Genomic DNA, 25,392 nt, shown 5'->3' on the forward strand with positions numbered 1-25,392 from the left:
GTAGTCTGCGGAGTGTGACATCGAACGCGTGCGCAGAGTCACACCCCCAAAGTTCGTTAACAATTCAACCTCTTAGGGTAGAATAGGATTCATGGAGACCGAGACGGCTACCCCCTGGCTGACCGACGCCGAGCAGAGCGCCTGGCGCACCCACCTGGAGGTCAACCGCCTGCTACAGCACCAATTGGAGAAGGACCTCCAGCCGTTCGGCCTGACGATCAACGACTACGAAATCCTCGTCAACCTCTCGGAGACCGATGAGCACCGGATGCGCATGAGCGACCTCGCCGCGTCCACGCTCCAGTCCAAGAGCAGACTGTCCCACCAGATCACGCGGATGGAGAACGCGGAACTGGTGCGCCGCGAGCACTGCGAGTCCGATCGCCGGGGGCTGTTCGCCGTGCTCACCGAGCACGGCTTGGAGACCATGCGCAAGGTGGCACCGCACCACGTCGCCTCCGTACGACGGCACTTCATCGACCTGATCGGTCCGGAAGACCTCGAAACGCTCCACAAGTCGCTCACCCCGATCGCGGAGCACCTGCGCGTCCAGCGCGGCAGGCTCTGACCCCACCGACCGGGCGAGGGCCAAGCCCGGTCCCCGCCCCCCGGGCCACCGCCCGGGGGCGTCGGCCGCTCCCCGCGCTGACCGAGGGCACCCACCCCCGACCCACGGCACCGCGGACCCACGACACCGGGCGCCCCGATCCGGGGTGCCCGCCCTCGTCACACCCCCGTGTCCGCCAGCCCCTTGGACCGCCGGACCCCGTGACCGCCGGGCCCGGCGACCGTCAGGCGCCGGCGAGCGGGAGCACCAGCTCGAACAGGGCACCGCCCGCAGCCGAGCTCCGCACCGTGAGGGTGCCCCCGTGCCGCAGGGCCACGTCCCGGGCGATCGCCAACCCGAGCCCCGCCCCGCCGTCGTCCCGGCTGCGGGCGTCGTCCAACCGCACGAACCGTTCGAAGATCCGCTCCCGCTCCGCCTCCGGCACCCCGTCCCCGTCGTCCCCGACGGCGAGCACCGCGGACCCGTCGCGCACCCCGACCGTCACCCGCACGCCCGTGGCCGCGTGCCGCTGGGCGTTGTCCACCAGATTGCCCAGCACCCGGGTCAACTGTCCTCGGGAACCCGCCACTTCGACGTCCTCGACGAGCTCCTGCTCTACGGGCACCCGGTCGCCGACCCGCTGGGACAGTTCCTCCCGGGCCAGCGCCGCGAGGTCCAGCCGCGCGTCCCCCGGCCGCTCCCCCGCGTCCAGCCGGGCGAGCAACAACAGGTCCGCGGCCAGCTGTTGGAGCCGCACCGTGTCCGCGACCGCACCCTCCAGATCCAGCAACTCGGGGTGTGCGGCGCCCACTTCCAGCTGGGTGCGCAGCGAAGCGATCGGGCTGCGCAACTCGTGGGAGGCGTCGGCGACGAACCGGCGCTGCCGCTCCACCGACGACTCCAGGGCGGCCAGCGTGACGTTGGTGGTGCGCGCGAGCCGGGCGATCTCGTCATGGGTGCCCGGCACCGGAACGCGCCGTCGCAGGTCCTCGGAGGCAGTGATCGCCGCCATCTCCTGCCGGATGTCCGCAACGGGTCGCAGCGCCCGCCGGGTCACCAGCCAGGTCACCCCGCCCACCACGCCGAGCAGCAGCGGGAAGCCGATGAGCATCGCGGTCGTCGCCGTGTCGACGGCGCTGCGCTCCGCGGAGAGCGGGGCGCCCGCGTACACCCGTAGCTCGCCCTTGTCGGGAGCCTCCAGGTCGATCCGGGCGAACAGGTACGCGGCGGACTCCCCGTCCACGGTCGCCGTGCCGTCGCTGTGCACCGGTTCGTCGGAGATCTCCCCCCGCTCCCGGTCCTCGGGGTCGGCGGCCTCGTCGTCGGCCCGGTCGTCCCGGTCGTGCGCGTCCTCGGAGTCCTCGCCGTCGCGGTCCTTCGCGCCGTCGGACGCGGGCGGCCCGGAGTGCGGGCGCACCTCGTCCGAGGCCGTGCCGCTGATGCGCTCCAGCCCCTCGCTGACGGCGACCACCCGGTCCTGCGCGTCGAGGACCTGTACGGGGCGGCCGTCCTCGCCGTCGGGCAGGTCCAGCTCGCGGTAGCCCACGCCGGACACCAGTTGGGAGGCGACCCGGTTGGCGGTGGAGTCCGCCTGGCTGCCCGCCTGACCGATGAGGCTGGCGCGCAGCGCGAGCAGCAGCCCGGCGCCGACGGCGACCAGCGCGACGGCCACCACGAGCGTCGCCCCCAGGGTGGCCCGGGCGCGGACCGAGCCGAACAGCCGTCTCATCGCCCGGTCTCCAGGCGGTAGCCGGCGCCGCGCACGGTCCGGATGAGGGAGGCCCCCAGCTTGCGGCGGAGCGCGCTCACGTACACCTCGACGATGTTGGGGTCGCCGTCGTACGCGAAGTCCCAGACGTGTTCCAGGATCTCGCTCTTGGAGACCACCTCCCCGGACCGCAGGAGCAGCTGCTCCAGTACGGCGAACTCCTTCGCGGTGAGGGGTACTTCGTCCGGGCCGCGCCGCACCTGATGGGCGGCGGTGTCCACCACGAGGTCGCCGAGGACGTGCACGGGCGAGCCGCCGACGCGTCCGCGGCGCCGCAGCAGGGCCTTGACCCGGGCGACGAGCACCACATAGGAGAACGGTTTCGTCAGGTAGTCGTCGGCCCCGGTGTCGAGCCCCTCGGCCTCGTCGTACTCGCCGTCCTTCGCCGTGAGCATCAGGATCGGTTCGTCGTGGCCCGCGGCGCGCAGGGCGGCGCAGATCCGGTAGCCGTTCATGCCGGGCAGCATGATGTCGAGGACGACCAGGTCGTAGGCGCCCTCACTGGCCCGGTGCAGCCCTTCGAGCCCGTCGTGGACGACGTCCACGGCGAACCCTTCGGCGGTCAGTCCCCGGGCGAGCGACAGTGCGAGCCGCTTCTCGTCCTCCACGATCAAAAGGCGCATGTGCACAGCCTCCCAAACGGAACCTGAAGATCCCTTCAGCCGGTTTCAGCATCGCTTCAGCATGTCTTCTGCAGATTGGTTACCGCAGACACCGAACAAGCACCGAACTGCGGACTCGGGAGGGTTCATGAAGCGCAAGGTCCTGATCGCCGCCATCACTGGCGCACTGCTGGTGGGCACGGGCACGGCCACGGCCGTCGCGGTGGCGGGTGCCGACGGCGGTGACGACGACCGGACGGTGCAGAAGTCCAGCGTCCAGCTGACCGACGACGCCGGCGACGACAACGACGACCGTGACGACAAGGACGACCGCGAGGACGACCGCGAGGACGACCGTGCGGACGACCGGGACGGACGGGACGACGACCGCGAGGACACCGGCCGGCTCCCCGCCGGCGTGAAGGTCACCGCGGCCGACGCGATCGCCACCGCTCTGGGCGAGCGCTCCGGCACCGCCGTCTCCGTCGACCTGGACGAGGACGACGGCAAGGTCGCCTGGGACATCGAGGTGATCGACGGCAAGCGGGACGTGTACACCGTCGTCGTCGACCCCGGCACCGGCAAGGTCCTCGGTTCGTCCCTCGACAAGGACGACTCCGACGACAAGGACGACCGGAACGACACCAAGAACGAGCTGGCCGTGGCGAAGGGCGCCGCGGTGAGCGCCCAGCAGGCGGCGGAGGTGGCCGCCGCGAAGGGCACCGTGATCTCGCTGGACCTCGACGAGGACGGCAAGAAGGGCGCCTGGGACGTCGAGGTGCTGAGCAACGGCACCGAGCGCGACTGGACGGTCTCGCTCGACACGGCCAAGACCGTGCCCGCCAAGGACACGGCGGACTCCGACGACTCCGACGGCTCCGACGACTGAGGCCGAGGCCGCTGACCCCACCGGGCCCGGACCCCACCGGGCCCGGACCCCACCGGGCCCCGGACGTCAGCCCTCGGTCAGCGCCCGGGTCAACACGTCGGCCGCCGTGTAGGGGTCGGTACGGCCCGCGGCGACGTCCTCGGCGAGCCCCCGGAGCCGACGGTCCCCGTGCAGGTCGGCCAGCCGTTCCCGCAAGGCGGTGACGGCGATCGTCTCGACCTCACGGGCCGCACGCGCCCGCCTGCGATGGAGGAGAACCCCCCGTTCCTCCATCCAGGCGCGGTGTTTCTCCAGGGCTTCGACGACCTCGTCGATGCCCTGGGCCCGGGCCGCGACGGTCCGGACGATCGGCGGACGCCAGTCCCCCGGGCCGCGGGCCTCCCCCAGGCCCAGCATGTGGTTCAGCTCCCGGGCGGTGGCGTCGGCACCGTCCCGGTCGGCCTTGTTCACCACGTACAGGTCGCCGATCTCCAGGATCCCCGCCTTCGCGGCCTGGATGCCGTCCCCCATCCCCGGGGCGAGCAGCACCGCACAGGTGTCGGCCTGGGCGGCGATCTCCACCTCGGACTGGCCCACCCCGACCGTCTCCACCAGGATCACGTCGCAGCCGGCGGCGTCCAGGACCCGGATGGCCTGCGGCGCCGCCCAGGCCAGCCCGCCGAGGTGGCCGCGGGTGGCCATCGACCGGATGTAGACGCCCGGGTCGGAGGCGTGGTCGGACATCCGCACCCGGTCCCCGAGCAGTGCGCCCCCGGAGAACGGGGACGAGGGGTCGACGGCGAGCACCCCGACCCGCTTGCCCTGGCGTCGGTAGGCGGTGACGAGCGCCGAGGTGGTCGTCGACTTGCCGACGCCGGGCGGCCCGGTGAGGCCCACCACGTAGGCGTTGCCGGTGAGGGGGGCCAGGGCGGCCATCACCTCGCGCAGTTGCGGCGACGCCCCCTCCACCAGGGTGATCAGCCGGGCGACGGCCCTCGGCCGCCCGCTGCGGGCTGCGGCCACCAGCGAGGAGACGTCACTGTTCACGCGCACGGTTCCCTTCCTGGGACCGCGGACGACGCTGCCCGCGGTCGCTTCGGTTGTGCTGCCCGCGACGGTGCGGTCAGCCCTTCGGCACCCGGACGATCAACGCGTCGCCCTGGCCGCCGCCCCCGCACAGCGCCGCCGCGCCGATGCCGCCGCCGCGCCGCTTCAGCTCCAGTGCGAGGTGCAGGACGAGCCGGGCGCCGGACATCCCGATCGGATGGCCGAGGGCGATGGCGCCCCCGTTGACGTTCACCTTTTCCGCGGACACCCCGAGGTCCTGCATTGACTGGTGGGCGACCGCGGCGAACGCCTCGTTGATCTCGATGAGGTCGAGGTCGTCGACGCCGATGCCCTCCTTGCCGAGGGCGTGCAGCACGGCCCGGGACGGCTGGGAGTGCAGGGAGTTGTCGGGGCCCGCGACATTGCCGTGGGCGCCGATCTCGGCGATCCAGTCCAGGCCCAGTTCCCGGGCCTTCGCCTTGCTCATGACGACGACCGCGGCGGCCCCGTCGGAGATCTGGGAGGCGGACCCGGCGGTGATGGTGCCGTCCGCGGCGAAGGCGGGGCGCAGCTTGCCCAGCGACTCGGCGGTGGTGTCGGCCCGGATGCCCTCGTCCCGGTCGACCAGCACCGGTTCGCCGCGCCGCTGGACCACCTCGACCGGCGTGATCTCGGCCGCGAAGACACCGTTCTTCTGGGCCGCGGCGGCCCGCTGGTGCGACTGCGCGGCCAGCGCGTCCTGCTCGGCGCGGCCGATGCCGAGGCGGGTGTTGTGCTTCTCGGTGGACTCCCCCATGGCGATGGACTCGAACGGGTCGGTCAACCCGTCGTGCGCCATCACGTCGAGCATTTCGATCGCCCCGTACTTGTGGCCCTCGCGCGACTTGGGCAGGAGGTGGGGGGCGTTGGTCATGGACTCCTGGCCGCCCGCGACGACCACGTCGAACTCACCGGCGCGGATCAGCTGGTCGGCCAGCGCGATCGCGTCCAGCCCGGAGAGACAGACCTTGTTGATGGTGAGCGCGGGCACGTCCATCGGGATGCCCGCCTTGACGGCGGCCTGCCGGGCGGGGATCTGGCCGGCGCCGGCCTGGAGCACCTGCCCCATGATCACGTACTGCACCTGGTCGCCGTCGATCCCGGCCCGCTCCAGTGCGGCCTTGATGGCGAATCCGCCGAGGTCAGCGCCCGAGAAGGACTTCAGGGAGCCGAGCAGACGGCCCATGGGCGTGCGTGCTCCCGCGACGATCACTGAGGTGGTACCGGTCGTTCCCGACATGACGGGTGATCCCCTTTCAGCGTGCTGCTGAGAAGTGAACGAGGGTTTACTTCAAATGTACTGAGCGGTACGCCCCGGGGTCATCGCCCGTCGAGTGTGACGGCGCACACCTTGCGTGACCCCGTGCGGACCGATGGACTAGGGGGATGCTGACGCGTATCGATCACATCGGGATCGCCTGCTTCGACCTCGACAAGACGGTCGAGTTCTACCGTGCCACGTACGGCTTCGAGGTGTACCACTCCGAGATCAACGAGGAGCAGGGCGTCCGTGAGGCGATGCTGAGGATCAACGGTACGGACGACGGCGGCGCCACCTACCTGCAGCTGCTCGAACCGGTCCGTGAGGACTCCCCGGTCGGCAAGTGGCTGGCCAAGAACGGGGAGGGCGTCCACCACGTCGCGTTCGGCACCGCCGACGTGGACGCCGACGCGGCGGACATCCGCGACAAGGGCGTACGGGTCCTGTACGAGGAGCCCCGGCGCGGCTCGATGGGCTCCCGGATCACCTTCCTGCACCCCAAGGACTGCCACGGGATCCTCACCGAACTGGTGACCTCCGCGCCCCCCGCCCCGTCCGACCCGCCCGGGGGACACCCCGCCCCCTGAACCGGTTCCCGTCCCCGTGGACCCCGGGCGGGTCGGACGGGGCGGGGACGTACCGCGCGGTCCGTACGTCTGCGCCGCCCGGCCGGCCCCGCGACGGCACGCCCGGGCCGGGCGCCCCCCGCGTTCCGGCCCTCCGCCGCACCCGCTCCCCCTCCCCTCCCCGCGGTCACCGGGGCCTTCGCACCGTGCGGACCGCGGCGGCAACCAGGGCGCCCCGGCAGGAAAACGTCGTCGGCCAGGCCAAGAGGGAGACGGGGGCCGGTAGGGTTGGCAACGGCCGCCACATCGTTGGGGCGGTCCATGGCCGGGGTCCGGGTGTCGGGGCGTGCGTCGGGGCGGCTGCCCAGGCTCCGCCGGTGATCTGACACCATTTCCCCGGGGGCCCCGTTCGGGCGGATGAACGGTGCTCGTTGGAGAGCGTTACGACCAGGGGACGGATGGGACCGCGCAGTGCGGGGCTACGAACGCCAGGAGCGAGAGCGGGCTGACGTCGACCACCTCTCTCGGTTCGAGGCCGAGATGGAGCGGCTGAAGACCGAGCGGGAGAAGGCCGTTCAGCACGCCGAGGACCGCGGCTACCAGGTCGAAGTGCTACGGGCCAAGCTGCACGAAGCGCGGCGCACCCTCGCGACGCGCCCCGCCTACGACGGCGGGGACCTCGGCTACCAAGCCGAGCAGATGATGCGCAACGCCCAGGTCCAGGCCGAGCAGTTGCGCGCCGACACCGAGCGCGAGCTGCGCGACGTCCGCGCCCAGACCCAGCGACTGCGCCAGGAGCACGCGGAACAGCAGGCCAGACTCCAGTCCGAGTTGCACGCCGAGGCCGTCTCGCGCCGTCAGCAGCTCGACCAGGAACTCTCCGAGCGCCGCGCCACCGTCGAGTCCCACGTCAACGAGAACGTCGCCTGGGCGGAACAACTGCGCGCCCGGACCGAACAGCAGGCCCGCCGACTGCTCGACGAGTCCCGCGCCGAGGCCGAACAGGCGCTCGCCGCCGCCCGCAGCGAGGCCCAGCGCGTCGCCGACGAGGCCCGGCAGCGGGTCGTCGCCGAGGCGGAGTCCGCCCGCACCGACGCCGAAGCCCTGATGCGACGGGCCCGCGCCGACGCCGAACGCATGCTCAACACGGCCTCCGCACAGGCGCAGGAGGCCACCGACCGCGCCGAACAACTGCGCAGCACCACCGCCGCCGAGTCCGACCAGGCCCGCCGTCAGTCCGCCGAACAGGCGCGCGCCGCCGAGGAACGGATGACGGAGGCGGAGACCGCGCTGCGCACCGCGCGCACCGAGTCCGAGAAGCTCCTCACCGAGGCCAAGGACGCCGCCGCGAAACGGCTCGCGAGCGCCGAGTCCGCCAACGAGCAGCGCACCCGGACCGCCAAGGAGCAGGTCGCCCGGCTGGTCGGCGAGGCCACCAAGGAGGCCGAGAACACCAAGGCCGAGGCCGAGCAGCTGGTCGAGGACGCCCGGGCCGAGGCGGAGAAGATCGTCGCCGAGGCCGCCGAGAAGGCCCGTACGGTCACCGCCGAGGAGACCGCCTCCCAGCTCGGCAAGGCCGCCCGCACCGCCGAGGAGGTGCTGACCAAGGCCACCGAGGACGCCCGGGCCACCACCAAGGCCGCCGCCGAGGAGGCCGAACGCCTGCGCGGCGAGGCCGAGGCCGAGGCGGAGCGGCTGCGCGGCGAGGCGAACGACATCGCCGAGCAGCTCAAGGGCGCGGCCCAGGACGACACCAAGGAGTACCGCGCCAAGACGGTCGAGCTCCAGGAGGAGGCCCGCAGGCTGCGCGGCGAGGCCGAGCAGCTGCGGGCCGACGCCGTCGCGGAGGGCGAGCGCATCCGGGGCGAGGCCCGGCGCGAGGCCGTGCAGCAGATCGAGGAGGCGGCCAAGACCGCCGAGGAACTCCTCGCGAAGTCGCGGGCCGACGCGGACGAGCTGCGCAAGGCCGCGCAGACCGAGGCCGAGCGGGTCCGCACCGAGGCGATCGAACGCGCCACGACCCTGCGCAAACAGGCCGAGGAGACCCTGGAGCGCACCCGCGGCGAGGCCGAACGGCAGCGCGCGGAGGCCGAGGAGCAGGCCGAGCAGACCACCTCGGCCGCCGAGCGGGTGGCCCGGGAACTGCGCGAGGAGACCGAGCGGGCGGTATCCGCCCAGCGCGCGGAGGCCGACGAGGAGCTGGCCCGCCTGCGCGGCGAGGCAGAGGACCGGCTGGCCTCCGCCGAGCAGGCGCTGAAGGACGCGCGGGACGAGGCGTCCCGGGTGCGTCGGGAGACCACCGAGGAAGCCGAGCGGCTGCGCACCGAGGCCGCGGAACGCGCCCGCACCCTCCAGGCACAGGCCGAGGAGGAGGCGGAGCGGCTGCGCACCGAGGCCGCGGCGGACGCCGCCACGGCCCGCGCCGAGGGCGAGAACGTCGCCGTGCGGGTGCGCGCGGAGGCCGCCGCGGAGGCGGAACGGCTGTCGGTCGACGCCCGGGAGAAGGCCGACCGGGTGCGTGCGGAGGCCGCCGCGGCGGCCGAGCGGACGGCCACCGAGGCCGCCGAGGCGCTGACCGCCGCGCAGGAAGAGGCGGCGCGACGGCGCCGGGAGGCCGAGGAACTGCTCGGGGCGGCCCGCACCGAGGCCGACCAGGAGCGGGAGCGGGCCCGCACCCGCAGCGAGGAACTGCTCGCCTCGGCGCGCGGACGGGTCGAGGAGGCGCAGACCGAGGCGACCCGGCTGGGCGAGGAGGCGGACCGCCGCGCCACGGAGCTGGTCAGCAGCGCCGAACAGACGGCCCAGTCCGTACGGGACGCGGTGGCCGGGCTCCAGGAACAGGCGCAGGAGGAGGTCACCGGACTGCGCAGCGCCGCCGAACACGCGGCGGAGCGCACCCGGACGGAGGCCCAGGAGGAAGCCGACCGGGTCCGCGCCGATGCGTACGCGGAGCGGGAGCGGGCCGGCGAGGACGCGTCCCGGGTGCGCCGGGAGGCCCAGGAGGAGACCGAGGCGGCGAAGGCGCTCGCGGAGCGCACGGTCAGCGAGGCGATCGCGGAGGCGGAGCGGGTGCGCTCGGACGCCTCCGAGCACGCGCAGCGGGCCAGGACCGAGGCCGCCGACACCATCGGCACGGCCGAGCAGAACGCCTCACGGACCCGGGCCGAGGCCCGGGAGGACGCGAACCGCATCCGCTCCGAGGCGGCGGGCCAGGCCGACCAGCTCGTCGGGGAGGCGAACCGGGAGGCGGAGCGCCTGCGCACGGAGACGACGGCGACGGCCGAACGCACCCGCAGCGAGTCGATGGCACGGGCCGAGCAGATGGTCGCGGAGGCCACCGGCGAGGCGGAGCGGCTGCGGGCCCAGGCGTCGGAGACGGTCGCGTCGGCGCAGCAGCACGCGGAGCGCATCCGCACGGAGTCCGAGCGGATCCGCACCCAGGCCCGTACCGAGGTCGAGCAGGTGCTCGGCGAGGCGCGCAACGCGGCCGAGCGGACGATGGACCAGGCCCGCAAGGACGCCAACAAGCGGCGTTCGGAAGCGGCCGAGCAGGTCGACGCGCTCATCACGGAGGCCGTGTCGGAGGCGGACAAGCTCACCAACGACTCGCAGGAGAAGGCCCGCACGACCACGGCGGACGCCGAGGAGCAGGCCGACACGATGGTCGGGGCGGCCCGTGCGGAGGCCGAACGGCTCGTCGCGGAGGCCACCGTCGAGGGCAACTCGCTGGTGGAACGGGCCCGCACGGACGCGGACGAACTGCTGGTCGGCGCGCGCCGGGACGCCACTGCCATAAGGGAGCGGGCGGAGGAGCTGCGCGAGCGCATCACCGGCGAGATCGAGGAACTGCACGAGCGGGCGCGCCGGGAGTCGTCGGAGGCCATGCGGTCCGCGGGCGAACGGTGCGACGCGCTGGTGAAGGCCGCCGAGGAGCAGTTGGCCGAGGCGCAGGCCAAGGCCAAGGACCTGATGGCGGACGCGAACTCCGAGGCGGGTCGGGTCAGGATCGCGGCCGTGAAGAAGGCCGAGGGCCTGCTGAAGGAGGCCGAGGCGAAGAAGGCCGAGTTGACCCGGGAGGCCGAGCGCCTCCGGTCCGAGGCCGAGCAGCAGGCCAAGCAGACGGTCGACGAAGGACAGCGGGAACTCGACGTGTTGGTGCGCCGCAGGCAGGACATCAATGCGGAGATCTCCCGGGTCCAGGACGTGCTGGAGGCGCTGGAGTCCTTCGAGGCGCCGCCGAGCGGGAACAAACCGGCCGGCGCCGCGGGGGTCAAGGCTCCCGCCGCGGCGGGAGCCGCCCGGCCGAACGGCAAGCCGTCCGGAAGCTAGCCGGGCGCGCGGGCCGTCGGGGTCGCCTGCGGGTGCGCTGCGGTTGCCCGCGCCCCTTCAGGGCGGACCCGGGGCGGGGCGGCGCCCTCGCACTGGAGCGCCCCATGGGGGGCTCGGGGAACTGCGCGAGCAACCACGACGAACCGCAACCTGACGGACGAGCCGGAAACGGCCACCACACTGACGGCCAGTCCACTACGGGCGCAACGCACGACTGCGCGATTCGGCCGAAATCGATGGCGTCTCGTGGCCTCCGGGCCCTTGCCCCACCGATGTCCGTGCTTGTTGGCTGTGGTTGACGGTGTCTCGGCTCCCTACCGGTGGGCTCCGCCACCCAAAAGGGGTGTCATTCTCCGCATCAAAACTGTATCCGCTCGATGACACGCCGTTCCGCCCCCTAGGATTCCCCCTATCACCTCACCGGTCTCATTCGACAGGAACCCCATGAGCGACACTTCCCCCTACGGCTTCGAGCTTGTGCGGCGTGGGTACGACCGCGCTCAGGTGGACGAACGCATTTCCAAGCTCGTCTCCGATCGCGACAGTGCCCTGACCCGGATCACCGCGCTGGAGAAGCGGATCGAGGAACTCCACCTCGAAACGCAGAACGCCCAGGCACAGGTCAGCGACGCCGAGCCGTCGTACGCCGGCCTCGGCGCGCGCGTCGAGAAGATCCTCCGCCTCGCCGAGGAGGAGGCGAAGGACCTGCGCGAAGAGGCCCGGCGCGCCGCCGAGCAGCACCGGGAGCTGGCCGAGTCGGCGGCCCAGCAGGTGCGCAACGACGCCGAGACGTTCGCGGCGGACCGCAAGGCGAAGGCCGAGGACGAGGGCCTGCGGATCGTCGAGAAGGCGAAGGGCGAGGCTTCCTCGCTGCGGGCCGAGGCCCAGAAGGACGCCCAGTCGAAGCGCGAGGAGGCGGACGCCCTCTTCGAGGAGACCCGTGCGAAGGCCGCTCAGGCCGCCGCCGACTTCGAGACCAATCTGGCCAAGCGCCGCGAGCAGTCGGAGCGGGACCTGGCGTCGCGTCAGGCGAAGGCCGAGAAGCGTCTGGCCGAGATCGAGCACCGCGCCGAGCAGCTGCGCCTGGAGGCCGAGAAGCTGCGCACCGACGCGGAGCGCCGCGCCCGCCAGACCGTGGAGACGGCGCAGCGCCAGGCCGAGGACATCGTGGCCGACGCCAACGCCAAGGCGGACCGCATCCGCAGCGAATCCGAGCGTGAGCTGGCGGCCCTCACCAACCGTCGCGACTCCATCAACGCGCAGCTCACCAATGTGCGCGAGATGCTGGCGACGCTCACGGGCGCGGCGGTGGCCGCGGCCAGCTCCCCGGTCGAGGACGAGCCCGTGTCGCGGGGTGTCCCGGCGCAGCAGACCCGGTAGTCGCTGCTCCGCGTTCCCTCACGCGGACCGGCTTCATGTGCCCGGTACGGCCCCGACGGCCGCGCCGGGCACATGCGCGTGCGGGGGCCGGCGGGCTGACGGAGCGGCACCTGGTCACCGGTCCGGGTTCTGTAGGTCCGTACAACAGGCAGGAGCGATCCGCACCGCTTAGCGTGGGGGGATGATCGAGCTCCAGGGGCTGACCAAACGGTTCGGTGACAAGCTGGCGGTGGACGGGTTGACGTTCACCGTGCGACCCGGGATCGTCACCGGGTTCCTCGGTCCCAACGGGGCCGGGAAGTCGACCACGATGCGGATGATGCTGGGACTCGACCATCCGACCGCGGGCGAGGTACGGATCGACGGGCAGCACTACGACCGGCTACGGGACCCGCTCACGGCGATCGGTGCGCTGCTGGACGCCAAGGCGATGCACGGCGGGCGCAGTGCGTACAACCACCTGCTGTGCCTGGCGCAGTCCAACGGCATCCCGCGGGCCCGGGTGGGTGAGGTGCTCGACACGGTGGGCCTGACGGCGGTGGCGAAGAAGAAGGCGAAGGGGTTCTCGCTGGGCATGGGGCAGCGGCTCGGCATCGCGGGGGCCCTGCTCGGCGACCCGCGCGTGCTGATGTTCGACGAGCCGGTCAACGGTCTCGACCCGGAGGGCATCCACTGGATCCGGCACCTGATGAAGTCGCTGGCCGCCGAGGGCCGCACCGTCTTCGTCTCCTCCCACCTGATGAGCGAGATGGCGCTCACCGCCGACCACCTGGTGGTGATCGGTCAGGGGCGGCTGCTCGCGGACACGTCGATGGCGGACTTCATCCGGGAGAACTCCCGCTCGTACGTCCGACTGCGCACCCCGCAGCCCGAACGGCTGCTCGACGTGCTGCACCAGAACGGGATCACCGTCGTCGAGGCGGCGGGCGGCGCCCTGGAGGTCGACGGGCACGGGTCCGAGAAGCTGGGCGAGCTGGCCGCGGAGCACCGGGTGGTGCTGCACGAGCTGAGTCCCCAGCAGGCTTCGTTGGAGGAGGCGTTCATGCGGTTGACCGCCGGTTCGGTGGAGTACCACGCCCACGATCCCGGCGTGCCCGACGGCGGCGCGGCGCCACCGCCCGGGCCCGGGTGGGGCGAGGACTGGCAGCGGCGCGACGGGAAGGGGGCCTGAGATGGCGGCGGGCCAGGTGATCCGGTCGGAGTGGACCAAGATCCGGTCGGTGGCGTCCACGGTGTGGACGCTGTCGTTGGCGTTCGTGGTGACGGTCGCGCTCGGCGTGCTGATCAGCGTGCTGGCGAAGAACGAGTTCGGCAATCTGAGCCGGGAGGACCAGTACGCCTTCGACCCGACGATCGTGAGCTTCGCCGGGATGAGTCTCGGACAGCTCGCGATGATCGTGTTCGGGGTGCTGGTGGTCTCGAACGAGTACAGCACCGGCATGATCCGCACCTCGCTGGCCGCCGTGCCGCAGCGGGGTCTGTTCCTGGCCGGGAAGCTGGCGGTGGCGACGGCGCTGGCCCTGGTGGTCGGGTTGGTCACCAGCTTCACGACGTTCTTCCTGGGGCAGGCGGCGCTCGGCGAGCACCGCGCGGCGATCTCCGACCCGGGGGTGTTGCGGGCGGTGATCGGCGGCGGTCTCTACATGGCCCTGATCGCGCTGTTCTCGATGGGCGTCGCGACGATGCTGCGCAGTCCGATGCTGTCGCTGGGCATCCTGATGCCGTTCTTCTTCCTGGTCTCCGCCATCCTCGCCAATGTGTCGGCGACGAAGGAGATCGGACGGTTCCTCCCGGACCAGGCGGGCGCCAAGGTGATGCAGGTGGTCACCCCGCCGAACGACGACACCCCGTACGGCCCCTGGGGCGGTCTGGCGATCATGGTCGTCTGGGTGGTCGCCGCCCTGATCGGCGGCTACGTGCTGCTGAAGCGCCGGGACGCCTGAGCCCGTGCGCACCGGGCAGGACGGGGCGCAGGGTAGTAGGGGACCGCGGGCACCGGGGAGGGAGAGGGCGGCGGGACGGGGGTGGGGGGAGGGTCCGGGCGGACGGCAGGGACGAGATCCCGCCGTTCGACGGCTGATCCGCTTTTGGCTGGAACCGTCAAGGCCCGGATATCCTCCTAATCCTTACGGGGGCGTGTGCCCCGACGTCCTGAACCTGCGGATGGGTGTGCGGAGCATGATCGAGGCAGTCGGCCTGACGAAGCGCTACGGCGCCAAGACGGCCGTGTACAACCTTTCCTTCCAGGTGCGGCCCGGCTCCGTCACCGGCTTCCTGGGACCCAACGGTTCCGGCAAGTCGACGACGATGCGCATGATCCTCGGGCTGGACGAGCCCACCTCGGGACAGGTGACGATCGGCGGCTACCCCTACCGCAAGCTCCCCAACGCCCCCCGCCAGGTCGGTGCCCTGCTCGACGCCAAGGCGGTGCACGGCGGTCGGCACGCCCGCAACCACCTGCTGTGCCTGGCGCAGCTCTCGGGCATTCCGGCCCGCCGGGTGGACGAGGTCCTCGGGGTGGTGGGCCTCCAGGAGGTGGCCCGCAAGCGGTCCAAGGGCTTCTCCCTCGGCATGGGCCAGCGCCTCGGCATCGCCGCGGCGCTCCTGGGCGACCCCCAGGTCCTCCTCTTCGACGAGCCGGTCAACGGTCTCGACCCGGAGGGCATCCTCTGGGTGCGCAACCTGATGAAGTCGCTGGCCGCCGAGGGCCGCACCGTCTTCGTCTCCTCCCACCTGATGAGCGAGATGGCGCTCACCGCCGACCACCTCATCGTCATCGGCCGCGGTCAGCTGCTCGCCGACATGAGCGTGGGCGACTTCATCTCGCACAACTCCGCCGACTTCGCCCGCGTGCGCACCCCGGACAGCGAGCCCGAGCAGCGCGAGAAGCTGACGGCGGCACTGACCGAGGCGGGCGGCCAGGTGCTGTCCGAGCCGGACGGCGCCCTGCGGGTCATGGGGCTGAAGCTGCCCCGGATCAGCGACCTCGCGCACGGCCACGACGTCCGCCTCTGGGAGCTGTCGCCGCACCAGGCGTCACTGGAGGAGGCGTACATGCGGATGACCCAGGGCGTGGTGGACTACCGCTCCACCGTCGACCTGAAGGCCGGCCTCCAGCAGCAGCTGCCGCCCGGCGCGCTGCCGTCACCCGAGATGCCGGTGGCGGGCCAGGGCCAGCCCGGCTGGTACGCGCCCCCGCCGCCGCAGCAGGGCGGACAGCCGTTCGCGCTGCCGCCGCAGGGCGCCGGACCCGCACCGACCGTGCCGAACCCGTACGCGACCCCGGCCCCGCCGGTGGTGGCCCCCGCGGCCCCCCGCGCCTCCGCCCCGACCCAGCAGATCACCGAGGGATCCTGATGAGCACCGCGCCCACGCCGCCCCCGCAGCAGGCACCGGCGGCCCCGGCCGCCGCCTGGCAGCAGCCCGGCGGCGCGTACACCTCGCCGATCCCCATCACGCGCACCCACCTGGGACACGCCCTCACCTCCGAGTGGACGAAGATCAAGTCGGTGCGCTCCACGATGTGGACGCTCGGCACGTTCCTCGCCCTGGTCATCGGGCTCGGACTGCTCGTCGCGGGGCAGACGAGCGGCGACGACTACGTGGACACTCCGTACACGATCCCCGCGTTCTTCGGACTGGTGCTGGGGCAGATCTGCCTGATCACCCTGGGCGTCCTGGTGATCTCCTCCGAGTACGGCACGGGCATGATCCGCACCACGCTCACCGCCTCGCCCGCGCGCTGGCGGGTGCTCGCCGCGAAGTTCCTCATCTTCTTCGCGGTGGCGTTCACGGTGTCGGTCCTCGCGACCAGCTTCGTGGGCGTGGTGACCGCCGGCATGCACGGCGGCTCCAGCAGCGAGCCCTGGTTCGGCACCGTCTTCAAGGGGTCCCTGTACGTCTCGCTGATCGGCGTGCTGTCCGTCGCCGTCGGTGCGATGCTGCGGCACTCGGCGGGCGCGATCACCACGATGCTCGGTGCGGTGCTGGTCCCCTCGATCATGCCCGCCTTCCTGATGATCTCCCCGAGCACCCGTGACTTCGGCGAGACGATGGCGGACTACGCCGCGCCCAACGCCCTCGCGAAGATCTTCATGCTCGACGGGGACAGCACCGGCACCCCGCAGCTGGTCTTCCTGATCGTCCTGACGGTCGCCGCGGTCGTGGGCGCCTTCGCCCTGCTCGACCGCCGGGACGTCTGACCCGGACACCCGCACGCACTGCGCCCCCGGCGCCTCTCCCTTCGGAGGGCGCCGGGGGCGCAGTGCGTGGGGGCGATCCACCCCGGCTCGCGCGGGGAGCACCGCTGCACCGCCTTCAGCGCGGGAGACATCGTCGGTCCACCCCCGCTCGCGCGGGGAGCACTTGGCGCCCCAGACGATGCCGTCAAAGGTCGGCGGTTCACCCCCGCTCGCGCGGGGAGCACTTCCCGTGGGCCTCGACCAGGTCTCTGAAGTCCGGTCCACCCCCGCTCGCGCGGGGAGCACGCTCGCCAGCCGGTGAGGTCGCCGCGGTGCGCCGGTCCACCCCCGCTCGCGCGGGGAGCACCCTTTTTGACCTGGGGTTTCAGAGGGGCTTTGCCGGTCGTTGACCGTTGCCTTGCGCAGTGCGGTTCATGGTGCCAGAAGCCGGTGGCCGGAGTGCCGGTCCGGCTAGGCGAACGTCGTGAGGGCTGCGCTGCTGAGGGCCGGGGTCAGCACGGCCACCAGGGCGAACCCCCAGAACCGGGTGGCCCAGCCCGCGGTGCTCGGTTCCCGGCCACCGGCGCGACGACGGTCCGACCGGGCGATCGCGAGCAGCGGCAGCACGCTGGCGAGGACGAGCGCTCCGCACGCCCAGGGGTAGTCCGCCGGCGCCTCGAAGGTGAGCACCAGGGCGTACATCGCGCCGAACGCCACGGCGAAGCCGGCCCGCCAGCGCCCGACGGACCCGCCCCGAGCGGCGACGGCCCGGTCCGCGAGGACGAGCACCGGCAGGGCGTAGAGCGCCGTGCCCAGCAGGGCGAGGGCCAGGACGACGAGCGGGGCGTACACGAGGGCGTAGAGCGTCAGGACCGGCAGGAAGGGCGACTCGGTGGCGGTGCTCGCCACGAAGACGGCGAAGACGAGGGCGACGGCGCCCAGTTGTGCGGCCGTGGCCGTGAACGCGACCGTCAGGACCCGCGCCTGGCGCTGGAGGGAGAAGGACATGCGGTACCACCCCTGTTCCGCCGTGACGTCCACCGTGGTGTGGTGACGTCCACCGGAGGTGACGATACCCGGGCGGCACGGACCACGAAGGACGGGCCCGGCGTCAGTGCCGCGGGGCGCCGCGCCCCCGTTGCACACGGCTCTCCCGACGGTCGCGGGCGGACCAGCAGGCCTTGTGCCAGTGCCGTCGGTCGTCCACGCCCGCGTGCTGCGGCCAGGCGACCACGTGCGGCACCCCGGAGGCGATCACCTGGTCGCAGCCGGGGCACCGGTACGTCTTGCCCACCGTGCTCGCGCCCGCCACATGGCGTACGGACCACTCCTCACCACGCCAGGTGTGGACGGACTCGAAACCGCCGTACCGGTCGTGGTCGTCGCCGGACCCGGCTCCTGCGAAGTCCTTGCCGCCCTTGGGGCGATTACGACGCGGCGACACGGGCGCACCTCACGATCTCAGGGGAACAGCGACAGGTCCCGTCCAGCCTACGCGCCACGCCGAACGGCGGGTGCACGTCCGGGTTCCCGCAATCGCCCCGTAATACCCCGACAATCCGTCAATCCTCCGGGCGGCCGTGCCTTCGGCACGGGTGGTGCGTTGTTGCCTAGGGGGAACGAGGGGGAGCACCGGGACCGGTGCCAAGGAGGAGAGACATGCGCGTGGGAAGTTTCGTCCTGGCGGCCCAGTTCCCTGGGCAGAGCCAGGGGGAGGCGCTGCACCGGGCGGTGCGGACGGCGGAGGTCGCCGAGGAGTCGGGGTTGGACGCGGTGTGGCTGGCCGAGCACCACTTCGTGCCGTACGGCACGTGCCCCTCGGCCATCACCCTGGCGGCGCTGCTGCTGGGCCGCACCCGGACGCTCCGGGTGGGAACGGCCGTCAGCGTGCTGCCGACGGTCCATCCGGTGGCCCTCGGCGAACAGGCGTCGCTGCTGCACATCACCTCCGGCGGGCGCTTCTCGCTGGGGGTCGGACGGGGCGGGCCGTGGGTCGACCTGGAGGTCTTCGGCGCCGGGTTGCCGGCGTTCGAGACGGGCTTCCCGGAATCCCTCGATCTGCTGATGCGCTGGTTGACGGAGTCCCGGGTCGGCGCGCAGACGGACCGGTTCCGGTTCCGTCCGGTGGACGTCGTACCGCAGCCGGCGCAGGGGCCCTGCGGCACGAAGGGGCCGGAAGTCGTCGTCGCCTGTACGTCGCCGGGCTCGGTGCGCCTCGCCGCGGAACGGGGGCTGCCGATGCTGCTCGGCATGCACGCCTCCGACGAGGAGAAGGGGCAGATGCTGGCCCTGTGGCGGTCGCACGCCCGGGCGTCCGGGCTCGGCGTCGAAGAGGTGCTGGACGCGGCGCACGTCTCGGCGGGGGTCGTCCAGATCGCCGACCGTGGTGCCGAGGCGTCCGAGTCGCTGCGCAAGGCGATGCCGGGCTGGCTGCGCCAGGGCCTCACGGCGCACGTCACGGTCGACGGCCGGGCCCGCTCCATGCGCGATCCGGTCGCCTACACGGACCTGCTGTGCTCCCTCCATCCCGTGGGCACCCCGCAGCACTGCGCCGACACGCTCGCGGCCACCGCGGAGCGCACGGGACTGACCCGGTTCGCCCTCCTGACGGAGGGGTCGGGCGAGTTGGCGGCCACCGAGGAGAACATCCGCCGGCTGGGCTCCGAGGTGCTGCCGCAACTGCGGTGAGGGCAGCGCGAACCGACGGCCGCGGGCTCGCCCCACGGACCGTGGTGCGCACGGCCCGCCGTCGTGGACCTGTCGCGGCGGGTGCCGGGTCCACGACGGCGGGCCGCTGGGCGGCCGTCAGCAGTCACGCAGCTCCGGCGACTGGTTGAGGAGCTGGTTGCGGATCGAGGTGAAGCGGGCCAGCGTCGCGTCCACCCCCGGGTCCAGCGGGAACACCGCGACACGGTGGCAGTTCTGGAACGCGAGCCTCACTCCGAAGTGCCGCTCCAGCGTGCCGCGAATCGCGTCACTGGCGAGCGCGCGCAGCAGTTGGCCGCGCGCTTGCTCGTCCGGCGGGGGCGTCTGGTTGTCGGCGAACTCGCCGCCGTCCACCTTCAGCTGGGCCACCAGGGAGCTGATCATCTCCCATGCGAAGGGCAGGGAGGTCCGGACGCAGTCGACGAAGGCGGCTTCGTCGACCTCGCCTCGCTCGGCCTGCTCCAGGAGCGCCGGTGAGACGTCGAGCGACATGGGTTCTCCTCTCGCACCCCCGGTCCCGGGGGTTCACGGACAGGGCAGGAGTCCGCCTACGCAGCGTGCACGCTCCGCGACCTCCCGCTTCCACGGTAAGCACCGTGTCCAGACCGCACCAGGAGAACGCGGCCACAACCGGCCACTCGCGTACGGGGTCCTTCCAGGGCGAATCGCGTGGAGCGCCGGGCGTCCAGTAGCGTGGTCGACCATGCGTCTCGTCATCGCCCGCTGCTCCGTGGACTACGCGGGCCGGCTCACCGCCCATCTTCCGTCGGCCCCCCGCCTGATCTTGATCAAGGCGGACGGCAGTGTGTCCATCCACGCCGACGACCGGGCCTACAAGCCCCTCAACTGGATGTCGCCGCCCTGCACCCTGAAGGAGGGCACGGGGGACGACAGTGGGGTGTGGACCGTCGTGAACAAGGGCGGGGAGAAGCTCATCATCACCATGGAGGAGGTCCTCCACGACTCCTCCCACGAACTCGGCGTGGACCCGGGACTCATCAAGGACGGGGTGGAAGCGCACCTCCAGGAGCTGCTCGCCGACCGCATCGAGACCCTCGGCGAGGGCTACACGCTGATCCGCCGGGAGTACCCCACGGCGATCGGCCCGGTGGACATCCTGTGCCGGGACTCGACGGGCGGCACCGTCGCGGTGGAGATCAAGCGGCGCGGCGAGATCGACGGGGTCGAGCAGCTGACCCGGTACCTGGAACTGCTCAACCGCGACCCCCATCTCGCGCCGGTGCGCGGGGTGTTCGCGGCGCAGGAGATCAAGCCGCAGGCCCGGGTCCTCGCGACCGACCGGGGCATCGGGTGCACGGTCCTGGACTACGACGCGCTGCGCGGCATCGAGGACGACAAACTCCGCCTGTTCTAGCCGGTCCCCCGGCAATCCGCGCACCAGCCTCCCGGCCGCGGGCGGGTCATCGACCCCGCCCGCGGCCGGCGTCGTTCACTGCACCGGGTCCGGGGCGTCGGCGCCGTCGACCGCCTCGGCGGGCGGGGACACCCGGACGGGACCGGTCGGACCGCTGGACCGGTCGGTGGTGGTGGAACTCGCCGCGGGCGGTGAGGGAGGGGTGCTCGGCCGGCCCGTGGTCGGCGGGACGGTGGTGGGCGGCTGACCGGTCGGTGTGGTCGGCGGCGCGCTGGGCGAGGGCGGCCGGGTCGTCGGCGGGGGCGTGGTCTCACCGCTGGGGGACGAACCCGTCCCGGTGGAGGTGGCGGGGCTGCTCGGCTCGGTCGGACCGCCGCCGGGCGCCGAACTCGTGGGCCGCCCGCTGGAACTCGGCCTCGGGGACTGCGGGGTGCTCGGGGCGGAGGGGGTGGCCGAGGTGGCGCCGGGAACCACGGGACGGCTGGTGGAGCCGGTGCGCTGGTCGGTCTCGTCCGCCACGTTCTGGGTGTCCCCCGTGTCCCCCGAGGTGTCGGCGTCCGCCGTCTCCTTACCGTCGTCGTCGGAGCCGCGCCCGTCGTCGACGCCCTGGCTGGCGGAGGGGTTCGTCCTGACCTGGTCGGCGGGGACGGGGGCGTCCTCCGAGATCATGCCGAGCGTCACCACCGTGCCGAGCACCGCCGCGAGCAGCGCACCGGCCCCCGCGGCGGCGAGGTTGCGCCGCGTGCCGTGGAGCACCACCCGGCGCGCCCTGCGGACCCGTGCGGAGAACCCGGCGACGGGCGGTCGCACCGAACTGACCAGCGTCGTCGAGCCGTCCGCGGCACCCGTGACGGGAGTGAAGGCGGTGGCGGCGGTGGCGGCCGGGGCCAGGGGTATGGCCCGGGTGGCAGCGGCGGACGGCACGGCGGGCTGTTCGTACCGCGCCGCGGCCGCCTTCGCCCCGGGGGCGCCGCCCCATGCGGCGGCGGGCGTCTGCCCGGAGCGGTCCGTGACCAGGGCGAGCGCCCGGCGTCCCGCGACGGCGCCGCGGCGGTCGGCGACCGCGCCGCGCAGCGCGACGGACGCCTCCAGTTCGGCCCGGGCCCGTCCCAACTGCCCGGCGCACAGGGCGAGGACGCCCAACTCGTGGTGGAAGTACGCCTCGTCGGCGACCTCTCCGGTGTGCCGGGCGGCTTCCACGCCGAGCCGGAGCACGGCCTCCCAGGCGTTCCAGTCGCCGCCGGCGGCGAGGACGGGCGCGGCGGCCCGGGCGAGTCCGACCGGTGCGCTGGGGCCGCCCTCCTCGTCCGCCGGGTCCAGGGGGGCACTCGCGGTGGCGGGGGACGCGACGGCGGTGAGCGCGGTCAACACGGCGTCGGCTTCGGCGGCGACCCTTCGGGGCGTCACCGAGGGGTGGCCGGCCCACCAGGCGTAGTGGCGGGCCACGATGAGGGCGTGCGGGTCACCGGTGGTGGCGGTGCCGTCGGCGGTGTCGATGAGTTCCGGGGCGTCGGGGTAGCCGGCGGCCAGCAACTGGGTGCGCACGCCGGCGGCCAGTCGGTGCCGGGCCCCGACCGGGGTGACCAGTGCGGCGGCGGCGAGCTCGGCGAGGGCCGCATCGGCATGGGTGTCCCCGACGAGGGCGGGCAGGTGCGCCTGGTGCGGGACCTCGCCGTCCAGGGCGACGGCGAACCGCAGCGCCGCCCGGGCCGACTCACTGAGGTCCGCGGCCAGCAGCGCGGCGGGCGCGGCGGCTTCGGCGGGCGACGGCAGCGGGAGGTCCCGCGCGCCGTCGGGCTGCCCGTCCTCGGTACCGCCCGCGGTGTCGGCGTCGGCACCGGCGTCGGCCCGGTCGTCGGCGGTGAGGCGCAGGCGCCGGGCGTCGCGCTGGCGCAGCAGGGCGCCGGCCTGCACGAACCGCAGGGGCAGCCCCTCCGACTCGAACCACAGGTCCCCGGCCCAGTTGCTCTCCTCCTCGGTGAGGACGCGCCCGGTGGCCCGTTCCAGGAGCTCGGTGCTCGCGGCCCGGCTGAGGCCGTCCAGCGTCACGTCCTCGACGGGTGCGTCGGCGGTGGGCGCGGGGGTGTCCGGGTCCACGGCGAGCAGGAACGCGCACTCGGGCGTGGCGTCGAGGAGTTCGTCGAGCGGGGTGCCGCCGAAGGACAGGTCGTCCACGATGACGACGGCGCCGATCTCCCGGACCCGTTCGACGAGGGTGGCCCGGTCGGGGCGGTGCCCCGCGCTGTCGAACACCGCGGCGTACAGGTCGTGGAAGAGGTCGGTGACAGTGCGGCGGAAGCCGGTGAGGCGGATGACCCCGTCCGGCGCGAGGTCGGCGCAGTCCTCGGCGACGGCGTCGAGCAGCGCGGTCCGGCCGGAGCCGGTGGCTCCGACGAGCCGCACCGAACCGCCCCGGGCGATCAGTCGGACCAGGTGTTCGCGTTCCTCCTGGCGTTCCAGCAGGGGCGGTCGGGCCAGCGCGGGACCCGCCGGCACGGGCGGGGTGGCGGCGCGGCGCACCTCCTCGCGGGCCTCGGCGGTGTGCCGTTCGGGCGGGCCGGGGCGCTCGCCCGGCGGGCAGGTCGCGATCTCGCTGCCGTCGACGGGGTTGACGAGCAGGGACAGGTCGCCGGCGACCAGTCGGGCGGGGCGGCGAGCGGGGTGCGGGCCGCCGAGGTCCGGGGTGAGCGGGTCGCGGGGCGGTCGGGGCCGGGGCGGTGCGGCCCGGCCGGCGACGGGCACGGGCGACCGGTCCTCCCGGACGGCGGGCAGGAACCGGTTCGTCGTCGGTCCGCCGTCGACCGGTTCCGGGCGCTGCTGACCGCGGGCACCGGAAGTGGCCTGATCGTGACGGTCGGACACGTCCTCGTACGCTTCCCGGTTCCCAGGGGCGTCCGGGTCGTGCTGCTCCGGTTCCCGATTGGTCGGGTCCATGGTCAAAGCCCCCCAAGAGCGTTGTGTACCGCGCCCCACCCGCTGGTCCGCGCTGCCGTCACCGACGCGGCTCCCCTCCCCGCGGGTTGCCGTGCGGGCGGGTGCCAGGGCACTGGATCTCGCGCCAGTATCCCCGAACGGGCGCGTCTCGGGGGGCCCTGGACGTCACAGTCCGATGAGAATCGCCGTGGTCACACGCGCGGCAGCGACTCGACGCCGATGCCGCCCTCGATGGCGAGGATGCGGTGCAGCCGGGTCGCGACCAGGAGGCGCTGCATCTGCGGCGGCACGTCGCGCAGCACGAGCCGCCGGCCGCACCGTCCCGCGCGGCGGTGCGCGCCCATGATGACGCCGAGTCCGGTGGCGTCCCAGGAGTCGAGTTCGGACAGGTCGAGCACCAGGTCACCGGCGCCGTCGTCGACCGCCGAGTGCAAGGCCGTACGGGCGTCCGCCGCGCTGCGGACGTCGAGGCGGCCCCCGACGACCAGCTCGGCGTGGTCGCCCCTGATGTGCATATGCGCTCCCCGTGCTCCGTGTCGGCGAAAGGTGACCCGGGCCGTGACCCGGATGGGTGACCGCGGTCAGTGGTCGGTGGTGCGGGCCCGCCCGGGTGGTCCGTACTGCTGTCCGGCCATGTCACTGCAACTGACTGCCGGTGGGCGACCGTAGTTGCTGGTTGTAAGCGAACCGATATCGAATTCACCCCGAGGAGTGATCCCCGGGGTGAGGGTGCGTCAGATCGGTTCCGCCGACCGGAGGGTCGCCCGACCCCCGGACCGCGTGTCCCGGCCGCCCGCTCCATGAGTGGCGGCGGGCCGCTCAGTGCTTGTAGAAGCCCTGCCCGCTCTTGCGCCCGATGTCACCGGCGTCCACCATTCGGCGCATCAACTCGGGTGGGGAGAACTTCTCGTCCTGGGACTCGGTGTAGATGTTCCCGGTGGCGTGCAACAGGATGTCGACGCCGGTGAGGTCGGCGGTCGCGAGCGGGCCCATGGCGTGGCCGAAACCCAGCTTGCAGGCGAGGTCGATGTCCTCGGCGCTCGCCACTCCCGACTCGTAGAGCTTCGCGGCCTCGACCACGAGGGCCGAGATGAGCCGGGTGGTGACGAAGCCGGCGACGTCGCGGTTGACGACGATGCAGGTCTTGCCGACCGATTCGGCGAACTCCCGTGCGGTGGCGAGGGTCGCGTCGCTGGTCTTGTACCCGCGGACGAGTTCGCACAGCTGCATCATCGGGACCGGCGAGAAGAAGTGGGTGCCGACGACGCGTTCGGGTCGTTCGGTGGCCGCGGCGATCTTCGTGATCGGGATGGCGGAGGTGTTGGAGGCGAGGACCGTGTCATCACCGACGATCTTGTCGAGGGCGCGGAAGATCTCGTGCTTCACCTCCAGCTTCTCGAAGACGGCCTCCACCACGAGATCGGCGTCGGCCACCGCGTCCAGGTCGGTGGTGGTGGTGATCCGGGCGAGGGCGGCCTCCGCGTCCACGGCGTCGAGCTTGCCCTTGGCCACGAACCTGTCGTAGGACGCACGGACGGCGTCGGTGCCGCGGGTCAACGCCTCGTCGGTGACATCGCGCAGGACGACGTCCCAGCCCGCCTGGGCGGACACCTGCGCGATTCCGGAGCCCATCAGACCGGCTCCGATGACGGCCAGCTTGCGTGCCACGTTGCACCCCTCACCCGCTGTTGACGTTGAGTTCCCCGCACCCCTTCGGCGGACCCTAGCGGCACTGCGGGCCCTGATGACAGGGAAGAGATGCGTGTCACGCCCCGAATGACCGACATCA

General features: G+C 73.0%; 21 protein-coding genes and 1 CRISPR repeat array. Of the genes, 11 read left to right on the forward strand and 10 right to left on the reverse strand.

The window, feature by feature from the left end; translation table 11 throughout:
• The first annotated feature begins 91 nt into the window (after positions 1 to 91).
• On the forward strand, positions 92 to 568 hold the full coding sequence (locus tag ACFYOU_RS30105; protein WP_385492260.1) for a MarR family winged helix-turn-helix transcriptional regulator: 477 nt from the start codon (positions 92 to 94) through the stop codon (positions 566 to 568).
• Between the two features lie 223 nt (positions 569 to 791).
• Here the strand turns inward: ACFYOU_RS30105 and ACFYOU_RS30110 are convergent, their stop codons facing one another.
• Together ACFYOU_RS30110 and ACFYOU_RS30115 are read right to left on the reverse strand one after the other, a co-directional pair.
• Entirely contained in the window at positions 792 to 2,276 is a 1,485-nt protein-coding gene (locus ACFYOU_RS30110) for an ATP-binding protein (RefSeq protein ID WP_391310052.1), read from the reverse strand.
• A complete protein-coding gene (locus ACFYOU_RS30115) occupies positions 2,273 to 2,938 on the reverse strand; it encodes a response regulator (RefSeq protein WP_391310054.1) in 666 nt (221 codons plus the stop codon). The genes ACFYOU_RS30110 and ACFYOU_RS30115 overlap by 4 nt, the downstream gene beginning before the upstream one ends.
• Positions 2,939 to 3,065: 127 nt before the next feature.
• Here ACFYOU_RS30115 and ACFYOU_RS30120 point away from each other — a divergent pair, with 127 nt between their 5' ends.
• Positions 3,066 to 3,806, forward strand: a complete 741-nt coding sequence (locus ACFYOU_RS30120) for a PepSY domain-containing protein (protein WP_391310057.1) — start codon at positions 3,066 to 3,068, stop codon at positions 3,804 to 3,806.
• A gap of 66 nt (positions 3,807 to 3,872) precedes the next feature.
• Here ACFYOU_RS30120 and meaB read toward each other — a convergent pair whose 3' ends face one another.
• Together meaB and ACFYOU_RS30130 are read right to left on the reverse strand one after the other, a co-directional pair.
• Positions 3,873 to 4,832 (reverse strand): methylmalonyl Co-A mutase-associated GTPase MeaB, encoded by a 960-nt coding sequence (gene meaB / locus ACFYOU_RS30125; RefSeq protein ID WP_391310182.1) that lies wholly within the window; start codon positions 4,830 to 4,832, stop codon positions 3,873 to 3,875.
• A gap of 76 nt (positions 4,833 to 4,908) precedes the next feature.
• Positions 4,909 to 6,111, reverse strand: coding sequence for an acetyl-CoA C-acyltransferase (locus tag ACFYOU_RS30130; RefSeq protein ID WP_391310059.1), 1,203 nt, complete (start codon positions 6,109 to 6,111; stop codon positions 4,909 to 4,911).
• A 146-nt stretch (positions 6,112 to 6,257) separates the two neighbouring features.
• On the opposite strand from ACFYOU_RS30130, the gene mce reads away from it, so the two are divergent.
• The 7 genes from mce to ACFYOU_RS30165 all read left to right on the forward strand — a co-directional run bounded on the left by mce (position 6,258) and on the right by ACFYOU_RS30165 (position 16,609).
• On the forward strand, positions 6,258 to 6,719 hold the full coding sequence (gene mce / locus ACFYOU_RS30135) for a methylmalonyl-CoA epimerase (RefSeq protein ID WP_389769358.1): 462 nt from the start codon (positions 6,258 to 6,260) through the stop codon (positions 6,717 to 6,719).
• A gap of 450 nt (positions 6,720 to 7,169) precedes the next feature.
• Complete coding sequence (gene scy, locus ACFYOU_RS30140; RefSeq protein ID WP_391310062.1) at positions 7,170 to 11,027, forward strand: polarized growth protein Scy; 3,858 nt, start codon at positions 7,170 to 7,172, stop codon at positions 11,025 to 11,027.
• Between the two features lie 444 nt (positions 11,028 to 11,471).
• Positions 11,472 to 12,407, forward strand: a complete 936-nt coding sequence (locus tag ACFYOU_RS30145; RefSeq protein ID WP_387007922.1) for a cellulose-binding protein — start codon at positions 11,472 to 11,474, stop codon at positions 12,405 to 12,407.
• Positions 12,408 to 12,588: 181 nt separating this feature from the next.
• On the forward strand, positions 12,589 to 13,578 hold the full coding sequence (locus ACFYOU_RS30150) for an ATP-binding cassette domain-containing protein (RefSeq protein WP_391310065.1): 990 nt from the start codon (positions 12,589 to 12,591) through the stop codon (positions 13,576 to 13,578).
• Position 13,579: 1 nt separating this feature from the next.
• Positions 13,580 to 14,350, forward strand: coding sequence for an ABC transporter permease (locus ACFYOU_RS30155; protein WP_391310068.1), 771 nt, complete (start codon positions 13,580 to 13,582; stop codon positions 14,348 to 14,350).
• A gap of 235 nt (positions 14,351 to 14,585) precedes the next feature.
• Positions 14,586 to 15,764: an ATP-binding cassette domain-containing protein gene (locus ACFYOU_RS30160; RefSeq protein WP_391310070.1), complete on the forward strand. Its 1,179-nt coding sequence runs from the start codon at positions 14,586 to 14,588 to the stop codon at positions 15,762 to 15,764.
• Entirely contained in the window at positions 15,764 to 16,609 is an 846-nt protein-coding gene (locus ACFYOU_RS30165) for an ABC transporter permease (protein ID WP_389769344.1), read from the forward strand. The genes ACFYOU_RS30160 and ACFYOU_RS30165 overlap by 1 nt, the downstream gene beginning before the upstream one ends.
• A 73-nt stretch (positions 16,610 to 16,682) precedes the next feature.
• A CRISPR array of direct repeats spans positions 16,683 to 16,955; the repeat unit is 29 nt; unit sequence CGGTCCACCCCCGCTCGCGCGGGGAGCAC.
• A 104-nt stretch (positions 16,956 to 17,059) separates the two neighbouring features.
• Here ACFYOU_RS30165 and ACFYOU_RS30170 read toward each other — a convergent pair.
• Together ACFYOU_RS30170 and ACFYOU_RS30175 are read right to left on the reverse strand one after the other, a co-directional pair.
• Positions 17,060 to 17,596, reverse strand: a complete 537-nt coding sequence (locus ACFYOU_RS30170; RefSeq protein WP_391310072.1) for a hypothetical protein — start codon at positions 17,594 to 17,596, stop codon at positions 17,060 to 17,062.
• 103 nt (positions 17,597 to 17,699) lie between these two features.
• A complete protein-coding gene (locus ACFYOU_RS30175) occupies positions 17,700 to 18,032 on the reverse strand; it encodes an ATP/GTP-binding protein (protein ID WP_387007901.1) in 333 nt (110 codons plus the stop codon).
• Between the two features lie 215 nt (positions 18,033 to 18,247).
• On the opposite strand from ACFYOU_RS30175, the gene ACFYOU_RS30180 reads away from it, so the two are divergent.
• Positions 18,248 to 19,276 carry an LLM class flavin-dependent oxidoreductase gene (locus ACFYOU_RS30180; RefSeq protein ID WP_391310075.1) on the forward strand — a complete coding sequence of 343 codons (1,029 nt, stop codon included), beginning with the start codon at positions 18,248 to 18,250 and terminating at the stop codon, positions 19,274 to 19,276.
• Between the two features lie 117 nt (positions 19,277 to 19,393).
• Here ACFYOU_RS30180 and ACFYOU_RS30185 read toward each other — a convergent pair whose 3' ends face one another.
• Positions 19,394 to 19,786 (reverse strand): SCO5389 family protein, encoded by a 393-nt coding sequence (locus ACFYOU_RS30185; protein ID WP_387007897.1) that lies wholly within the window; start codon positions 19,784 to 19,786, stop codon positions 19,394 to 19,396.
• A gap of 211 nt (positions 19,787 to 19,997) precedes the next feature.
• Here ACFYOU_RS30185 and nucS point away from each other — a divergent pair, with 211 nt between their 5' ends.
• Positions 19,998 to 20,669, forward strand: a complete 672-nt coding sequence (gene nucS / locus ACFYOU_RS30190) for an endonuclease NucS (RefSeq protein WP_389769322.1) — start codon at positions 19,998 to 20,000, stop codon at positions 20,667 to 20,669.
• 75 nt (positions 20,670 to 20,744) lie between these two features.
• On the opposite strand, the gene ACFYOU_RS30195 is transcribed toward nucS, so the two are convergent.
• The 3 genes from ACFYOU_RS30195 to ACFYOU_RS30205 all read right to left on the reverse strand — a co-directional run bounded on the left by ACFYOU_RS30195 (position 20,745) and on the right by ACFYOU_RS30205 (position 25,271).
• Positions 20,745 to 23,603, reverse strand: coding sequence for an ATP-binding protein (locus tag ACFYOU_RS30195; protein ID WP_391310078.1), 2,859 nt, complete (start codon positions 23,601 to 23,603; stop codon positions 20,745 to 20,747).
• Between the two features lie 191 nt (positions 23,604 to 23,794).
• Positions 23,795 to 24,118: an STAS domain-containing protein gene (locus tag ACFYOU_RS30200; RefSeq protein WP_389769317.1), complete on the reverse strand. Its 324-nt coding sequence runs from the start codon at positions 24,116 to 24,118 to the stop codon at positions 23,795 to 23,797.
• 304 nt (positions 24,119 to 24,422) lie between these two features.
• Positions 24,423 to 25,271, reverse strand: coding sequence for a 3-hydroxybutyryl-CoA dehydrogenase (locus ACFYOU_RS30205; RefSeq protein WP_391310081.1), 849 nt, complete (start codon positions 25,269 to 25,271; stop codon positions 24,423 to 24,425).
• Positions 25,272 to 25,392: the final 121 nt, after the last annotated feature.

The sequence above is a fragment of the Streptomyces sp. NPDC005955 genome (assembly GCF_042871255.1).
GTDB lineage: Bacteria > Actinomycetota > Actinomycetes > Streptomycetales > Streptomycetaceae > Streptomyces.

Bases quoted from the DNA above. Each gene is read 5' to 3' on its own strand.
- nucS (WP_389769322.1), top strand. From the start codon at position 19,998: ATGCGTCTCGTCATCGCCCGCTGCTCCGTGGACTACGCGGGCCGGCTC.
- ACFYOU_RS30130 (WP_391310059.1), bottom strand. From the start codon at position 6,111: ATGTCGGGAACGACCGGTACCACCTCAGTGATCGTCGCGGGAGCACGC.
- ACFYOU_RS30120 (WP_391310057.1), top strand. From the start codon at position 3,066: ATGAAGCGCAAGGTCCTGATCGCCGCCATCACTGGCGCACTGCTGGTG.
- ACFYOU_RS30115 (WP_391310054.1), bottom strand. From the start codon at position 2,938: ATGCGCCTTTTGATCGTGGAGGACGAGAAGCGGCTCGCACTGTCGCTC.
- ACFYOU_RS30170 (WP_391310072.1), bottom strand. From the start codon at position 17,596: ATGTCCTTCTCCCTCCAGCGCCAGGCGCGGGTCCTGACGGTCGCGTTC.
- ACFYOU_RS30185 (WP_387007897.1), bottom strand. From the start codon at position 19,786: ATGTCGCTCGACGTCTCACCGGCGCTCCTGGAGCAGGCCGAGCGAGGC.
- ACFYOU_RS30155 (WP_391310068.1), top strand. From the start codon at position 13,580: ATGGCGGCGGGCCAGGTGATCCGGTCGGAGTGGACCAAGATCCGGTCG.
- ACFYOU_RS30110 (WP_391310052.1), bottom strand. From the start codon at position 2,276: ATGAGACGGCTGTTCGGCTCGGTCCGCGCCCGGGCCACCCTGGGGGCG.
- mce (WP_389769358.1), top strand. From the start codon at position 6,258: ATGCTGACGCGTATCGATCACATCGGGATCGCCTGCTTCGACCTCGAC.
- ACFYOU_RS30165 (WP_389769344.1), top strand. From the start codon at position 15,764: ATGAGCACCGCGCCCACGCCGCCCCCGCAGCAGGCACCGGCGGCCCCG.
- ACFYOU_RS30180 (WP_391310075.1), top strand. From the start codon at position 18,248: ATGCGCGTGGGAAGTTTCGTCCTGGCGGCCCAGTTCCCTGGGCAGAGC.
- ACFYOU_RS30195 (WP_391310078.1), bottom strand. From the start codon at position 23,603: ATGGACCCGACCAATCGGGAACCGGAGCAGCACGACCCGGACGCCCCT.
- ACFYOU_RS30145 (WP_387007922.1), top strand. From the start codon at position 11,472: ATGAGCGACACTTCCCCCTACGGCTTCGAGCTTGTGCGGCGTGGGTAC.
- ACFYOU_RS30160 (WP_391310070.1), top strand. From the start codon at position 14,586: ATGATCGAGGCAGTCGGCCTGACGAAGCGCTACGGCGCCAAGACGGCC.
- ACFYOU_RS30150 (WP_391310065.1), top strand. From the start codon at position 12,589: ATGATCGAGCTCCAGGGGCTGACCAAACGGTTCGGTGACAAGCTGGCG.
- ACFYOU_RS30200 (WP_389769317.1), bottom strand. From the start codon at position 24,118: ATGCACATCAGGGGCGACCACGCCGAGCTGGTCGTCGGGGGCCGCCTC.
- ACFYOU_RS30105 (WP_385492260.1), top strand. From the start codon at position 92: ATGGAGACCGAGACGGCTACCCCCTGGCTGACCGACGCCGAGCAGAGC.